This window comes from Streptomyces glomeratus, assembly GCF_021462825.1.
In the GTDB taxonomy this organism is placed as follows: Bacteria; Actinomycetota; Actinomycetes; order Streptomycetales; family Streptomycetaceae; genus Streptomyces; species Streptomyces glomeratus.
On sequence record NZ_JAKEEB010000020.1, the window covers coordinates 55,338 to 69,520 of the forward strand.

At 73.5% G+C, this 14,183-nt stretch carries 11 protein-coding genes and 5 tRNA genes; 9 read left to right on the forward strand and 7 right to left on the reverse strand.

Translation table 11 applies throughout. The annotated features are described in order from the left end of the window. Positions 1–305: 305 nt before the first annotated feature. The 3 genes from cobT (at position 306) to LZ604_RS22440 (ending at position 6,288) form a co-directional block, all read left to right on the forward strand. Positions 306–3,965, forward strand: a complete 3,660-nt coding sequence (cobT, locus tag LZ604_RS22430) for a nicotinate-nucleotide--dimethylbenzimidazole phosphoribosyltransferase (protein WP_234517227.1) — start codon at positions 306–308, stop codon at positions 3,963–3,965. A gap of 173 nt (positions 3,966–4,138) precedes the next feature. Continuing rightward, entirely contained in the window at positions 4,139–5,371 is a 1,233-nt protein-coding gene (gene cobA, locus LZ604_RS22435) for a uroporphyrinogen-III C-methyltransferase (RefSeq protein WP_234517228.1), read from the forward strand. A 98-nt stretch (positions 5,372–5,469) separates the two neighbouring features. Continuing rightward, positions 5,470–6,288, forward strand: coding sequence for a TrmH family RNA methyltransferase (locus tag LZ604_RS22440; protein WP_234517229.1), 819 nt, complete (start codon positions 5,470–5,472; stop codon positions 6,286–6,288). Positions 6,289–6,423: 135 nt separating this feature from the next. Here the strand turns inward: LZ604_RS22440 and LZ604_RS22445 are convergent, their stop codons facing one another. Then, positions 6,424–7,734, reverse strand: a complete 1,311-nt coding sequence (locus LZ604_RS22445) for a serine/threonine-protein kinase (protein WP_234517287.1) — start codon at positions 7,732–7,734, stop codon at positions 6,424–6,426. Positions 7,735–8,372: 638 nt separating this feature from the next. On the opposite strand from LZ604_RS22445, the gene LZ604_RS22450 reads away from it, so the two are divergent. From LZ604_RS22450 to LZ604_RS22460, 3 genes are all read left to right on the forward strand, one after another. Further along, a complete protein-coding gene (locus LZ604_RS22450; RefSeq protein ID WP_234517230.1) occupies positions 8,373–8,579 on the forward strand; it encodes a hypothetical protein in 207 nt (68 codons plus the stop codon). Positions 8,580–8,626: 47 nt separating this feature from the next. Continuing rightward, the gene (locus tag LZ604_RS35780; protein ID WP_267971675.1) at positions 8,627–9,790 is read left to right on the forward strand and encodes a phosphotransferase family protein; all 1,164 of its coding nucleotides are present in this window, start codon (positions 8,627–8,629) and stop codon (positions 9,788–9,790) included. A gap of 89 nt (positions 9,791–9,879) precedes the next feature. Next, a complete protein-coding gene (locus tag LZ604_RS22460; RefSeq protein WP_234517231.1) occupies positions 9,880–10,167 on the forward strand; it encodes a TFIIB-type zinc ribbon-containing protein in 288 nt (95 codons plus the stop codon). A 45-nt stretch (positions 10,168–10,212) separates the two neighbouring features. Here the strand turns inward: LZ604_RS22460 and LZ604_RS22465 are convergent. The 5 genes from LZ604_RS22465 to LZ604_RS22485 all read right to left on the reverse strand — a co-directional run bounded on the left by LZ604_RS22465 (position 10,213) and on the right by LZ604_RS22485 (position 10,687). Further along, positions 10,213–10,284: transfer RNA gene (locus tag LZ604_RS22465), tRNA-Val, on the reverse strand. A 43-nt stretch (positions 10,285–10,327) separates the two neighbouring features. Continuing rightward, positions 10,328–10,399 (reverse strand) — tRNA-Val (locus LZ604_RS22470). A gap of 29 nt (positions 10,400–10,428) precedes the next feature. Next, positions 10,429–10,500: transfer RNA gene (locus tag LZ604_RS22475), tRNA-Val, on the reverse strand. 1 nt (position 10,501) lies between these two features. After that, positions 10,502–10,575: transfer RNA gene (locus tag LZ604_RS22480), tRNA-Cys, on the reverse strand. Between the two features lie 39 nt (positions 10,576–10,614). Next, positions 10,615–10,687: transfer RNA gene (locus LZ604_RS22485), tRNA-Gly, on the reverse strand. A gap of 177 nt (positions 10,688–10,864) precedes the next feature. Between LZ604_RS22485 and LZ604_RS22490 the strand changes: the two genes are divergently transcribed. Genes LZ604_RS22490 through LZ604_RS22500 form a run of 3 tightly spaced genes read left to right on the forward strand, consistent with a single transcriptional unit; the run spans position 10,865 to position 13,625 of the window. Beyond that, positions 10,865–11,911, forward strand: coding sequence for a chorismate-binding protein (locus LZ604_RS22490; RefSeq protein WP_234517232.1), 1,047 nt, complete (start codon positions 10,865–10,867; stop codon positions 11,909–11,911). Between the two features lie 13 nt (positions 11,912–11,924). Further along, the gene (locus LZ604_RS22495; RefSeq protein WP_234517233.1) at positions 11,925–12,746 is read left to right on the forward strand and encodes an aminotransferase class IV; all 822 of its coding nucleotides are present in this window, start codon (positions 11,925–11,927) and stop codon (positions 12,744–12,746) included. Between the two features lie 54 nt (positions 12,747–12,800). Continuing rightward, positions 12,801–13,625, forward strand: a complete 825-nt coding sequence (locus LZ604_RS22500; protein WP_234517234.1) for a GNAT family N-acetyltransferase — start codon at positions 12,801–12,803, stop codon at positions 13,623–13,625. A 19-nt stretch (positions 13,626–13,644) separates the two neighbouring features. On the opposite strand, the gene LZ604_RS22505 is transcribed toward LZ604_RS22500, so the two are convergent. Beyond that, positions 13,645–14,166: a DsbA family protein gene (locus tag LZ604_RS22505; protein ID WP_234517235.1), complete on the reverse strand. Its 522-nt coding sequence runs from the start codon at positions 14,164–14,166 to the stop codon at positions 13,645–13,647. Positions 14,167–14,183: the final 17 nt, after the last annotated feature.

Sequence of the window (14,183 nt, forward strand, 5' to 3'; positions counted from 1 at the left end):
TGTACCGCACTTGGGTGATCCGGCCTACGTCAGCCAATGTCCGGAAAGCGTGCCTCTTTTGGGGTCAGTGTGGTACGGCAGAACCGGAGCGCGCACAACGTGGCGCAGTCCACAGCGGCTCGTCGTGGATCAGGCTGCCGCGACGGCGAAGCGGCCGCGACAATGCCGTTCAATGGCTTTGTCGTCATTGTTGGCGGGTCGTTCGTGCCGCTGGGCACGCACGCTCGTTCTTCACTGCGGGCGGTCGGCGCGCCGTTCCGGGCGAGCTGGTCGTAGAGGCACTAACCGATGGGCGAGGGGTACGCATGACCGACACCGGCCAGGTCCCGGGCGAGGGGCTGCCGGAGAGCGCAGGCATGGTGGATCAGCCGGGCGTCCTCGCGCCGGGCGCGTACACCTACCTCGACCCCTCCGACAGCGCACACGAGGACGACGACCTGCTTCTGATGCCCGGCCAGCAGGGCGCATGGGGCACCGAGATGCCGCAGCCCGCCCAGGCCCCGGAGCCGTACCCCCACGAGCCGGGTGCACACGAGACGGCCGGCCGGGACAGCGGCTCGATCGACCTCGGTGCGGTCCGTACGCCGCCTCCGGCGTCCGTGCCGCAGCCCGCACCGGCGCGCCGCCCGCTGCACCTCGGGCCGCCCACCCCGGACGCCACCTTGAGCCCGGTGCGTTCGCTCTCCGACCGCGGCCCGGCCGACGCGCCGATGCGCCCGGTGGGGCCGCCGACGACCGGGCCCGAGTACCTCGATGTGACGCACCTCGGGGACAACTCCCCGCAGGGCGCGGTGCCATGGGGCGCCCCGCCGCAGGCCGGGACCCCGGGCCCGGGAGGTCTCGAGGGGAGCGCCGCAGAAACGGTCGTTCCCGCGGCGGCGCCCGAGCCGGCGACGGTCGCGGAACCCGCGCCGTTCGCACCGGAGCCCGCCCCGTTCGCCCCTCGGCCCGTGCACCGGGACCCGGAGGGCTCGGGGCAGTTCGAGGTGCAGCCGGCCGCGGCCGGTCCCGAGGCCTTCCACACCCCCGGCACCCAGGCGCCCGCGGCTCCGGCCGACTCGGCCTCGCAGCACCTCGCGGGCCTGGCGCAGGACATTCCGGGTGTTCCGCAGGACGCTCCGGGTCTTCCGCAGGACGCTCCGGGTGCTCCGCAGGGTGCCCAGGGCCTGCCGCAGGACACCGTGGGCCCGCCGACGGCCCAGCCCGCGGCACCGCATGTCCCGGACGCCGCCCGGTTCGTACCCACACCCGAAGGGGCACCCGTCCTCCCGGACGGCCCGTCCGCCGGGGCCGCGCCCGCCCCGCAGGACGCACCGCTCCCGGCCACCCCCGGGACGGCCGACGGCGTGACGGTTCCGGAGGCATCACCCGCCGGCGAGGTCCCTCAGGCCCCTGACGCGGCTTCCGACGCCCCGCTGCCGCACACCGCCTCCTTCACCGCCGTGCCGAACGCACCGCAGCCCGCGGACGAGGGCGCCCACGCTGGGGTACCTGAGCAGGCGACCGACACCCACGCCACCCCCGCCACCGGCCTCGTCGTGCCGCCCGCACAGGCCCCCGAGCCCGGTGTGCCCGTACAGGCCCCGCACTCGCAGGACCCGGGCCAGGCGGTGCCCGCCGCGCCGGACCACCAGCCGGCCGAGGCGGATCCGGGCACCCCCGCCGTGGACGCCACCGACGGTGCGGCCCCGGAGGCCGCGGCCCCGCTTCCGGAACCCGCCGTGGAGGAGGCGCAGCCTGCGGTCGCCGAGCCCGGCGAGGCCGTGCCGGCCGCTGTCGCCGCCGAGGTCGCGGCGCCGGCCGCGCCCGCCGAGCAGGCCCCCGGCGAGCGCTCCGTGCATGCTGAGCCGACCGCCGTCGCGGCGGAGTCCGGGGCGGACCACTCGCTCGGCCGTTTCGTGCCCGTCGAGGGCACCGTGCCGGCCGGTCCGTACCTCGCCCCCACCCCGCCGCACGCCCTGAGCGTGCCGCCGCTGCCCCCCGAGGACCGGAAGACCCCCGAGGAGCCCGTTCCCGCCGACGCCGAGCAGCAACAGCCCGCGGCCGCCGCAGCGGCGACGGAGCAGCCCGTCGTCACCGTTCCCGCGCCCCGAGAGGGCGAGGCATCCACTCCGGAGCCGCGTCTCGCGCAACCGGAGTCCGTAGTCGCACAGCAGGCGGAGGACCTGGACACCCGGGCCGCCGACCAGGAAGAGAGCACGGCCGCAGTGGAAGACGTACGAGAGTCCACCGGCCCGGCGGCACCCGGATACGACGACGCCGAGCGTGAGGCGGTGCTGCGCGTGATGCGCGAGCGCCGCGACATCCGCAACGGCTTCCGCAGCGACCCGATCCCCCATGAGGTGCTGCTGCGGGTCCTGGAGGCCGCCCACACGGCGCCCTCCGTGGGCCACTCCCAGCCGTGGGACTTCGTCGTGATCCGTTCCGCCGAGACCCGCCGCACCATGCACGAACTGGCCCAGCGTCAGCGGGAGGCGTACGCCAAGTCGCTGCCCAAGGGCCGGGCGAAGCAGTTCAAGGAACTGAAGATCGAGGCCATCCTCGACACTCCGGTGAACATCGTGGTCACCGCCGACCCCACCCGGGGCGGCCGCCACACCCTGGGCCGGCACACCCAGCCGCAGATGGCCCCGTACTCCTCCGCGCTCGCCGTCGAGAACCTGTGGCTCGCGGCCCGCGCCGAGGGCCTCGGCGTCGGCTGGGTCAGCTTCTTCGACGAGCGCGAGATGGTCCGCGCCCTCGGCCTGCCCGAGCACCTGGAGGTCGTGGCCTACCTCTGCGTGGGCTACGTCGACGAGTTCCCGGAGGAGCCCGAGCTGATGCAGGCGGGCTGGTCCAAGCGCCGCCCGCTGTCCTGGGTCGTGCACGAGGAGACGTACGGCCGTCGCGCGCTGCCCGGTGAGGATCCGCACGACCTGCTCGCCGAGACCGTGGCGGGCATCCGCCCGCTGGACGCCAAGGCACTCGGCGAGGCCTGGGAGCGTCAGAAGCGCATGACCAAGCCCGCGGGCGCGCTCGGCATGCTGGAGATCATCTCCGCACAGCTGTCCGGCCTGTCCCGGCAGTGCCCGCCGCCGGTCCCGGAGCCCGCGGCCGTCGCGATCTTCGCCGGCGACCACGGCGTGCACGCCCAGGGGGTGACCCCGTGGCCCCAGGAAGTGACCGGGCAGATGGTCGCCAACTTCCTCGGCGGGGGCGCGGTCTGCAACGCGTTCGCCAACCAGGTGGGCGCCGAGGTCTGTGTCGTCGACGTGGGCGTGGCCGCCGACCTGCCGGCGACCCCGGGCCTGCTGCCGCGCAAGGTCCGCCCGGGCACGGCGGACATGACGACCGGCCCGGCGCTCACCCGTGAAGAGGTCAAGCAGGCGATCGAGGTCGGCATCGAGACGGCCCGCGACCTGGTGGCCGCCGGCAACAAGGCGCTGCTCACCGGCGAGATGGGTATCGCGAACACGACGGCCTCCGCCGCCCTGATCGCGGTCTTCACCGACACCGACCCGTCCGAGGTGACGGGCCGCGGCACCGGCATCAACGACGAGACGCTGGCCCGCAAGACGGAGGTCGTGCGCCGGGCGATCGAACTCCACCAGCCGGACCCGGCCGACCCGATCGGCGTTCTCGCGGCATTCGGCGGCCTCGAACACGCGGCGCTGGTGGGTCTGCTGCTCGGCGGCGCCTCCCTGCGCACCCCGGTGATCCTCGACGGGGTCAGCGCGGGCGCGGCCGCCCTGGTGGCCCGCGCGATCGCCCCCGAGGTCCTCGCGGCCTGCATCGCCGGCCACCGCAGCGCGGAGCCCGGCCATGTCGCCGCCCTCAACAAGCTCGGCCTGCGCCCCCTGGTCGACCTGGACCTGCGCCTCGGCGAAGGCACCGGCGCGCTCCTCGCGCTGCCGCTCGTGCAGAGCGCGGCCCGGGCGATGCACGAGGTGGCGACCTTCGACTCGGCCGGGGTGACCGAGAAGTAGCCATACGGTGAGGCCCGGGACGCCGGCCCGGGCCTCCTCAGGGTGCCGTGGTCATGTCCACGAACCGGACCGAGGGCGGTGCTCCGCTGCGCCGTACGTAAAATTCCCACGTCAGGGCCGCTCCGACGCCGTAGAGGCCCCTTCCGCACCGCCTGGACGAGGAGCCGTACCTCATGGCCGAACACCCCCCGTACCCCGTAGGGCTTCGCCTCTCCGGCCGCCGTGTGGTCGTACTCGGCGGCGGTCAGGTCGCCCAGCGCCGTCTCCCGGCGCTGATCGCGGCCGGCGCGGACGTCCGTCTCGTGTCCCCCGAGGCCACCCCGTCGGTGGAGGCCATGGCGGACGCGGGCGAGATCACTTGGCTCAGGCGCCCCTACCGGGACGGGGACCTGGCGGACGCCTGGTACGCCCTCATCGCCGGCAGCGACCCCGAGGCCAACGCCGCCGCCTCCGCCGAGGCGGAACGCCGGCGCGTGTGGTGCGTCCGCTCCGACGACGCCGACGCGGCCACCGCCTGGACGCCGGCGACCGGCCACAGCGAAGGCGTCACGGTCGCGGTGCTCACGACCGAGGCCAAGGGCCGCGACCCGCGGCACACCGCCGCCATCCGCGACGCCGTCGTCGAGGGGCTGCGCGACGGCACGCTCGTCGCCCCCCACCACCGCAGCCGCACCCCCGGTGTCGCACTGGTCGGCGGCGGCCCCGGCGACCCGGACCTCATCACGGTCCGCGGCCGGCGTCTGCTCGCCGAGGCCGACGTGGTCATCGCGGACCGGCTCGGACCCCGCGACCTGCTCGCCGAACTTCCGCCGCACGTCGAGGTGATCGACGCGGCGAAGATCCCCTACGGCCGCTACATGGCGCAGGAGGCCATCAACAACGCGCTGATCGAGCACGCCAAGCAGGGCAAGTCGGTCGTCCGGCTCAAGGGCGGTGATCCCTTCGTCTTCGGCCGCGGCATGGAGGAGGTCCAGGCACTCGCCGAGGCGGGCATCGCGTGCACGGTGGTCCCGGGCATCTCCAGCTCGATCTCGGTGCCGGGCGCGGCCGGCATCCCCGTCACACACCGTGGTGTCGCACACGAGTTCACCGTGGTCAGCGGTCATGTCGCCCCTGACGACGAGCGCTCGCTGGTCGACTGGCCGTCGCTGGCGAAGCTCACCGGCACACTGGTGATCCTCATGGGCGTCGACAAGATAGGGAAGATCGCCGAGACCCTCGTGGCCCACGGCAAGGCACCCGACACGCCCGTCGCCCTGGTCCAGGAGGGCACCACGGCCGCCCAGCGCCGGGTCGACGCCACCCTCGCCACGGTCGCCGAGACCGTGCGCGCCGAGGATGTGCGGCCACCGGCGGTGATCGTCATCGGCCGGGTCGTGCAGGCGGGCCCGCGTCCCGGCGCGTGACCCGAACCGGATCCACCTGTTCCAGCCGTTCGTAACCTGCGGTAACCCGGCCCGTTCCAGCCGTTGGCACCGCCCCCAGGACAAGGCAGTATCACCCTGTGGCCGATCTCATCACCGTCGAGGACCCCGCCGACCCGCGTCTGCGTGACTACACGGGCCTGACCGACGTGGAGCTGCGCCGCAAGCGCGAACCCGCCGAGGGCCTGTTCATCGCCGAGGGCGAGAAGGTCATCAGACGGGCCAAGGCGGCGGGTTACGAGATGCGCTCCATGCTGCTGTCCGCGAAGTGGGTCGACGTGATGCGGGACGTCATCGACGAACTCCCGGCCCCGGTGTACGCGGTCACCCCGGAACTCGCCGAGCGGGTCACCGGCTATCACGTGCACCGCGGTGCCCTCGCCTCCATGCAGCGCAAGCCGCTGCCGACGGCGGACGAGCTGCTCGCCACCGCCCGCCGGGTGGTGATCATGGAGTCGGTGAACGACCACACCAACATCGGCGCGATATTCCGCTCGGCCGCCGCTCTCGGCATGGACGCGGTCCTGCTGTCGCCCGACTGCGCCGACCCGCTCTACCGCCGCAGCGTGAAGGTCTCCATGGGCGCGGTCTTCTCGGTGCCGTACGCGCGCCTCGACACCTGGCCGAGGGACCTGGACTCGGTCCGCGGGGCCGGCTTCGCCCTGCTCGCTCTCACGCCCGACGAGAAGGCGAAGTCGCTCGACGAGACGGCACCGCACAGGATGGAGCGAGTCGCACTGATGCTCGGCGCGGAGGGCGACGGCCTGTCCACGCAGGCGCTGGTCGCCGCCGACGAATGGGTCCGCATCCCCATGGCCCACGGAGTGGACTCCCTCAACGTGGGCGCGGCGGCCGCGGTGGCCTTCTACGCGGTGGCCACCGGACGCCCCGGGGCCTAGGTCCGAGGAGGGGTCGCACCGCCGGTTGGACGCCGGAAGGCCGGTGCGGAGGGACCGCGCCGTGGGCCGTGCGGAGGGACCGCGCCCGTAGGCCGGTGCGGAGGATCGCGCCCCTAGGCCGGTGCGGAGGATCGCTCAGCCTGCCCGGGTCAGCTCGCTCCGGGGGTACGGGACGGCCATCACGGGCCCGGGCCGCGGAGCGTACGGCCGTTGCGGTCGTACGTGCTGGTGCACGCGCCCGTCGCCCAGCCCGCGTGCCGGGCCCTGGCAGCCCTGGGCGGCCGCGATGCCCATCGCCACCAGTAGTGTCACCACCACGAACACGAACAGCCGCTGGCGCAGCAGCCGCGGGTTGGCCGGGCGGCGGCCGGCCCCGGTGGTCCGGGGCGCCTGCCGCCCGGCCCCGCTGCGGGGTGCGGGCCGGCCGCCCGAGCGGGTCGTGTTGCGCTGCGCGGGAGTCGGGCGCGCCCCGCCCCGGGAGCCGTTGCTGCGGGGCGGGGGAGTGCCGGGGCCCTGCGGGCGCCGCACGGTGCGCTGCTCGGCGTACTGTTCCGCGAGCCGCCCCGTCGGCCGGTCCGGCTCGCCGCGCTGAGCGGGCGGTCTCACGTCCGCGATCCCCTGCGCCTCCCGCGCCGCGATCTCCTTGAGCCGCAGGGAGAGTTGAAGGGTGCTGGGCCGTTCCTCGGGGTCCTTCGCCAGACAGGCGCGGACGAGCGGGGCGAGCGCGTCCGGCACCCCGTGCAGCTGGGGCTCCTCGTGCACCACGCGGTAGAGCATCACCTCGGAACTGCCGTGCCCGAAGGGGGAGTCGCCGGTGGCCGCGTACGCCAGCGTGGCGCCCAGCGAGAACACGTCCGTGGCCGGGGTCACGGCGGCCCCGCGCACCTGCTCGGGTGCCAGGAAGCCGGGCGACCCCACGGCCGTGCCGACGTGGGTGAGCGTCGATGCGCCCGTCGCCCAGGCGATGCCGAAGTCGATGATCCGCGGCCCCTTGGGGGACAGCAGGATGTTGGACGGCTTGAGATCGCGGTGGACGACCCCGGCCTCGTGCACCGCCACCAGACCCTCGGACAGTGCGGCGCCCACGGCGGCCACGTCCGCGGCCGTCAGGGGACCCTCCTCGGCGACCTTGTCGTGCAGGGAGGGGCCGGGCACGTACTGCGTGGCGAACCATGGACGGTCCGCCTCGAGGTCGGCGGCCACGAGCCGCGCCGTACACCCACCACGAATCCGCCGTGCCGCCGAGACCTCACGCGCGAACCGCGACCGGAACTCCTGATCCTCCGCCAGATCCGGCCTGATCACCTTCAGTGCGACCCGCTGGCCCCGCTTGTCGGAGCCCAGGTAGACGACGCCCATCCCGCCCGCGCCGAGCCGTCGGTGAAGTCTGAACGAGCCGACGACACGCGGGTCCTCACGCCTGAGGCGCATCATCGCCATGTCCATCCCCGCTGCCCGGTCCGTCTGACGAGCCACAGCTTACGTTTCCACGGCCATGTCCGCGCAGAGGCCGCGCCCTCTCGCCCCGATCGATTGTCGGTGCGGTGCGGGAAAATTGAAGAAGGGTCAGGACAGGGGCGAACAGGGGAGCCGTGCACCGACCATGATCCCAACCACCCGTCGGAGCAAGGGGGTTGAACCCGTGAAGGGTGATCACATCGAGACGGCCGTGAACGCCGGGCGCGGGAGGCGCACCCATGAGGCGGTGACGAGCAGGACCGGCCGCCGGGGGGAGAGCACGGCGGGCGGCGGAGGGACGGAGTGAGCGAAGTCACCCGGTGAGCGCCCCGAGGGGGATGCCGGGCGCACGGATGGGGCGGAGCGGACGGGGGGGAGCAGAAAGGGGTACAGCGGACGTCCCCTCCGGGAAACCCCTGAGACCGGAGCCCGCTTCTCCACCCAGGGGAGTACGCCGCAGGTCCTCGCTCATCCTCCGGGAGGCCCGGCAATCGGTACGAGGGCATGACGACCCGAGCCCTGCCGGAGCCTAGATTTGAGGTCAAGCGGCGGGTGGAGCACTCGTCCCCCGAGGTCAGACACCCGCCGCTGCCAACGACAACGGAACCACGGTCAGGAGAGGGACCATGGCCCACACGGCACCGCGGACACTGATCCGCACGCGGGAACGCAGGGCGTACGACGCGTTCGGCACCCGCCGCCCGGGCCGCCGCCACCCGCTGGTGGCGACCGCGATGGTCCTCCCCCTGGCGGCCCTGCTCGTGTACGTCTTCGGCGGCTGGGAGGCAGTGGTCACACAAGCGTCGTCCGTGGGCGTGATGCTGGGGCGCTGAGCGGCGCCCCTGGCCCGGAAGAGCGGTCCGGGCGGGGACATCCACCCATGAAACCCCGTGGGGACGGGGGTGCGGCGGACGGCACAGACGCCCGCGCAGCTGGGGAGCTGCGCGGGCGTTGTTCTTGCCGGCCCCGCGATACCGGATTCCCGGCTCGTCGAGCGCGGGGAGGCGCATCCCCTACCGTCCGGCCGGGGCACCGGGCACCTGGTGCGTCAAGCCCCCTCATCCAGGCCGCGCCCTTGCCCGTACGCTCCCGGCACAGCCACCCGCACACCCAGAGGACCCGTGAACGTACTCCTGCCCGCGCTGACCGCGAAGGCGGCTGCCGCCGCGCATCCGGTCGGCGGGGACTGCCGCTGCGCCACCCCGGGCACGGTCCTGGCCGAACGCGGCGACGCCGCCGCCGTCGTGCGCCACGGCGACACCGTCGCCAAGGCCCATGCCCCCGGCACCGACCCCGCCGGCCTCGCCCTCCGCCTAGCCGTCGCCTCCCGGCTCCCGGGCATCCTCCTCGCGCCCCTGCACCCGGCCCCCGTCACCCTGCACGACCGCCTCGTCACCTTCTGGCCGTACGGCTCCCCGGTGGACCCCGACGCCCCGGAGGCCGCTCCCTGGGAGGCGGCCGCCGCTCTGCTCGCCCGGCTGCACCGGGCCCCCGCCCCCGCCGGACTGCCCCCCATGCGCGGCCCCGCCAAGGCCGCCCGCGCCGTCCGCAGGCTGCGCGCCGCCGGCTCCCACCCCGCCGCGGAGCCGGTCCTGCGCGCCTGGGCCGCTCTCCCCGGGTGGGCACGGGCGAGACTCCCGCGCCGCCCGCCCGGACCCTGTGCCACGGGGACCTGCACCTGGGCCAGCTGGTCCGCCGCCCCTCGGACACCGGCCGGTGGCTACTCATCGACGTCGACGACCTCGGGGTGGGCGACCCGGCCTGGGACCTGGCCCGCCCGGCCGCCTGGTACGCCTGCGGTCTGCTCCCGCCCGACGAGTGGTCCCGCTTCCTGGCCGCGTACCGGGAGGAGGGCGGTCCGGCCGTCCCCTCCACCGGCGATCCCTGGCCGGCCCTGGACGTCCCGGCCCGTGCCCTCACCGTGCAGACCGCGGCCCTGGCCATCGCCAAGTCCACCGCCGGGGCACGCCCCTTGGACGAGGTGGAACAGGCGGTCGTCGACGCCTGTGCCCGAATGGGACGGATTCCCCCGGGGTCGCCGTGAAAGTCCGCCCAGTAGGCTGCAACCGATCGGCCCCGTGCCGAGTCCCTACCTGGCGAAGCACCACCGAAGTGCGAGGAGTTGAGCAGCCCATGCAGTGTCCGAAGTGTCATGCGCCGATGCACACGTACAACCGCAACGGCGTCCAGATCGAGCAGTGCAGCGGCTGCCGCGGCATCTTCCTCGACTACGGGGAGCTGGAGTCGCTGACGCGGCTGGAGTCCCAGTGGGCGCAGCCCGCCCCGCCGCCCCCGGCCGCCCCGCAGGCCTACCCCGCAGCTCCCGCCTGGGGCGCCCCGCACGGCAGCCACCACGGGGGCCACGGTCACTACGGCCACCACCGCCACAAGAGCTTCGGCCACATGCTGTTCTCCAGCTGAGGCCACGAAGAAGCCCCCGGCCGCAGGGCCGGGGGCTTCGGTGTGTGGACGATACTGGGATTGAACCAGTGACCTCTTCCGTGTCAGGGAAGCGCTCTCCCGCTGAGCTAATCGTCCTCGGGACCATGACCGCTCCGAGGAGACGGCCAGAGGTGCTGCGTGCGCGATACTGGGATTGAACCAGTGACCTCTTCCGTGTCAGGGAAGCGCTCTCCCGCTGAGCTAATCGCGCCGGTCGGACACCCGTTGCCAGGGGTCCAGTGGACGATACTGGGATTGAACCAGTGACCTCTTCCGTGTCAGGGAAGCGCTCTCCCGCTGAGCTAATCGTCCTTGGAGGTGGAGACGGGATTTGAACCCGTGTAGACGGCTTTGCAGGCCGTTGCCTCGCCTCTCGGCCACTCCACCAGGAGTGCAGGGGCTCGGGAAGATCCCCTGGTTCCTACGAGCGGACGACGAGGCTCGAACTCGCGACCTCAACCTTGGCAAGGTTGCGCTCTACCAACTGAGCTACGTCCGCCTGTCGTTTCGGACCGCTTCCGCGTCCCGGCGACGTGTTGAACTCTAGCGGATTCCCGGGCCAGTACAAAAACGCGTTTGCGCAGCGTGCTGCGCTGCGCCTGGTCACGGACACGGCCGGGGCTCCTCGGGGCCACGCGCGGGCCACCTCCGGGACACCCGCCATAGACTCGGCTGTGTGTCCGACCTCCCTGCTCTCGCGCGTTTCGGTGACCGCGTCGCCACCGGTCTCCTCGATGTCACCAGCGATCCCGCGGCCCTGGACTCCACCGGTTTCTGGGCCGTCTGCGCGGACTACGAGGGGCGTCTGACCTGCGCCCGCTTCGCGGACGTACGAGAGGTGCCGGTGCCCGCGCCCCGGCCCGGAGCGTGGCGGGGCCCGGCGGTCGGTGACTGGACGTCCTCACTCGACCGCGCCATGTACACGGCCGGCGTCCGCCGGATACGCGAGCACATCGCGACGGGCGAGGTCTACCAGGTGAACCTCTGCCGGGTGCTCTCGGCGCCGGTCGCGCCCGACGCCGATGTGGACGCCCTGACCTCCGTGCTGGCGCGCGGCAACCCGGCACCGTACGCAGGAACGATTCGCCTGCCGGAGCACGGTGTGGAGACGGCCACGGCGTCCCCCGAACTGTTTCTGCGCCGCGACGGCCGCTCCGTCGCGACCGGCCCGATCAAGGGCACCGCGCGGACCGAGGCGGAGCTCCTGGAAAAGGACTACGCCGAGAACGTGATGATCGTGGACCTGATGCGCAACGACCTCGGGCGTGTCTGCATCACGGGAAGCGTGACCGTTCCCGATCTGTGTGCCGTCGAGAAGCACCCCGGTCTGGTCCACCTCGTGTCCACCGTCCGCGGCGAGCTGCGGGAGGACGCCGGCTGGCCGGAGCTGCTCGCCGCCACGTTCCCGGCCGGGTCGATCACCGGCGCCCCCAAGTCAAGTGCGCTGCGGATCATCGACGCCCTGGAGACCGCGCCCCGCGGCCCCTACTGCGGAGGCATCGGCTGGGTCGACGCGGACCGCGGCGTGGGTGAGCTGGCCGTCGGCATCCGCACCTTCTGGATCGACCGGACCGCCGCGAGCGCCCCCCTCCTGCGCTTCGGCGCGGGCGCGGGCATCACCTGGGGCTCCGACCCCGAGGGGGAATGGCACGAGACCGAGCTGAAGGCCGCACGGCTGCTCGCGGTAGCGTCGGGGGAGTACCAGGACACGGGGGCGGCATGAGAGGCAAAGACCAGTGAAGCTCTGGCTCGACGGCGGGCTCCAGGACATCGACTCCGCCCGCGTATCCGTCTTCGACCACGGACTGACCGTCGGCGACGGCATCTTCGAGACCGTCAAAGCCGACGACGGCCGGCCGTTCGCCCTGACCCGCCACCTCGACCGGCTCACCCGCTCCGCGCGTGGCCTGGGCCTGCCCGACCCCGATCTCGACGAGGTCCGCCGCGCCTGCGCCGCCGTACTGGAGGCCAACCCGATGCCGCTCGGCCGCCTGCGCATCACCTACACCGGCGGCCACGGCCCGCTCGGCTCCGACCGTGGCGATCAGGGCCCGACCCTCGTGGTCGCCCTCGGCGAGACCACCCGGCGTCCCGACTCCACCGCCGTGATCACCGTGCCGTGGACCCGCAACGAGCGCGGCGCGCTGGCCGGCCTCAAGACCACCTCGTACGCCGAGAACGTCGTCGCCCTCGCCCGGGCCTCCGAACAGGGCGCGTCCGAGGCGCTGTTCGCCAACACCGTCGGACAGCTCTGCGAGGGCACCGGCTCGAACGTCTTCGTGGTCCTCGACGGCGAGATCCACACCCCGCCGCTGGCCTCCGGCTGCCTCGCGGGCATCACCCGGGCGCTCGCCATCCAGTGGACCGGAGCCAGGGAGACCGACCTGCCGCTGGACGTGCTGGAGCACGCGGATGAGATCTTCCTCACCTCCACCCTGCGGGACATCCAGGCCGTGCACCGGGCGGACGGCCGCGAACTGCCGGGGGCTCCGGGACCGGTGACCGCCAAGGCCATGCGGATCTTCACCGAACGGGCCGGGGACGACCTCGATCCCTGACCGCCGGGGATATTCGGCTGACCCGCGGCCCCGGCAGCGGGTAGAACACCCCTGATGACGACGACCCTGCGGCCGGAAGAGCCGCTTCGACAGCAGCCGGACGGAACGCGCTCACGGCGCTACCGGGTGTGTGTGAACGGCCGTCCGGTGGGCGCGCTGCGGCTGTCCACGCACCCCGAGTACGGCCCCACCGTGGCGCGCCTGGACGACCTGCGCATCGAGGAACCGGATCGCGGGAGAGGCCGGGGCACCGTGGCCGTGCTCGCCGCCGAGGAGGTGGTGCGCGGCTGGGGCTGCGAGCAGATCGTGGTGTCGGTGCCCGGGGACGCCGGGGCGGCCCTCCGGCTCGTGACGGCGCTCGGGTACCTCCCGCGCAGCCGGAACATGGCCAAGAGCCTGGGCTCCGGCCCGCCCCGGCTTCCGGCCGGCAGCGTCCCGCGGCCCATGACCGAGGCGGAGTTCGGACCGTGGGTCGCGCGCGACCGGGACGGTTTCGCACGCGATCTGATCGCGCGGGGCGTGCCGGAGAACCAGGCCTATGCCAAGGCGGACCGGAACTGCGCCCAGTTCCTGCCGGACGGCCTGGCGACCGAGAACACGGTCATCAGCGTTCTGGAGCAGGAAGGGGACCCGGTCGGCACTCTGTGGCTCGGGCTGTGGCCCGAGACCGCGTTCGTGCTCGGCGTCGAGGTCCATCCGGAGCAGCGGCGCCGCGGCCACGGCCGCACGCTGATGGCGCTGGCGGAGGTGCAGGCGGCCGACGGCGGCAGGGACCGCATCGGACTCAGCGTCTTCGCGGACAACACCCCGGCCGAACGGCTCTACGAGGCACTGGGTTACGAGACGACCATGTACCACCTGTACAAGGAGCTGGTCTGAGGCTCGGCCGGCCCGGGGCTCACGCCTCCTCGGCCAGCAGCCGGTCCACGATCTCCTCGATGCGCCGGCGCAGCCCCTCCTGGCTCTTGCCGCCGTCGAGGCGCTCGCCGCCGACGACGTACGTCGGGGTGCCGGTGACGCCGATCGCCTTGCCCTCGGCCTGGTCGGCGTCGACGACGAGGATGTGCCGGCCGTCGATCAGCGCGGTGTCGAACTCCTCGGCGTCCAGACCCAGTTCGCGTGCCACATCGACCAGGAACGCCTCGCCCTTGCGGTCCAGCTCCTCGACCCGGCCGAGCACCGCCTCGACGTAGGGCCACCCCTGCCCCTGTTCCAGCGCCTCCTCGGCGGCCTGCGCGGCGGCGAAGGCGTGCCGGTGCTTCTCCAGTGGGAAGTGCCGCAGCCGCAGCTCCAGCCGGTCGCCGTAGCGGTCGCGCAGCGCGTGGAGATCGTCGAGGGCGCTGCGGCAGTCGGGGCACTGGAGTTCGCACCAGACGTCGAGGACGGGCGCGGTGGCGGATACGGGGGAGGAGTCGCTCATGGTCACCAGTCTCCCAG

Excerpts from the sequence above, each read along its gene's own strand:
- LZ604_RS22505 (WP_234517235.1), bottom strand. The coding sequence starts at position 14,166 with ATGAGCGACTCCTCCCCCGTATCCGCCACCGCGCCCGTCCTCGACGTC.
- LZ604_RS22460 (WP_234517231.1), top strand. The coding sequence starts at position 9,880 with ATGCAGTGTCCGAAGTGTCATGCGCCGATGCACACGTACAACCGCAAC.
- LZ604_RS22445 (WP_234517287.1), bottom strand. The coding sequence starts at position 7,734 with ATGGACATGGCGATGATGCGCCTCAGGCGTGAGGACCCGCGTGTCGTC.
- LZ604_RS22500 (WP_234517234.1), top strand. The coding sequence starts at position 12,801 with ATGACGACGACCCTGCGGCCGGAAGAGCCGCTTCGACAGCAGCCGGAC.
- LZ604_RS35780 (WP_267971675.1), top strand. The coding sequence starts at position 8,627 with ATGAAACCCCGTGGGGACGGGGGTGCGGCGGACGGCACAGACGCCCGC.
- LZ604_RS22450 (WP_234517230.1), top strand. The coding sequence starts at position 8,373 with ATGGCCCACACGGCACCGCGGACACTGATCCGCACGCGGGAACGCAGG.
- cobA (WP_234517228.1), top strand. The coding sequence starts at position 4,139 with ATGGCCGAACACCCCCCGTACCCCGTAGGGCTTCGCCTCTCCGGCCGC.
- cobT (WP_234517227.1), top strand. The coding sequence starts at position 306 with ATGACCGACACCGGCCAGGTCCCGGGCGAGGGGCTGCCGGAGAGCGCA.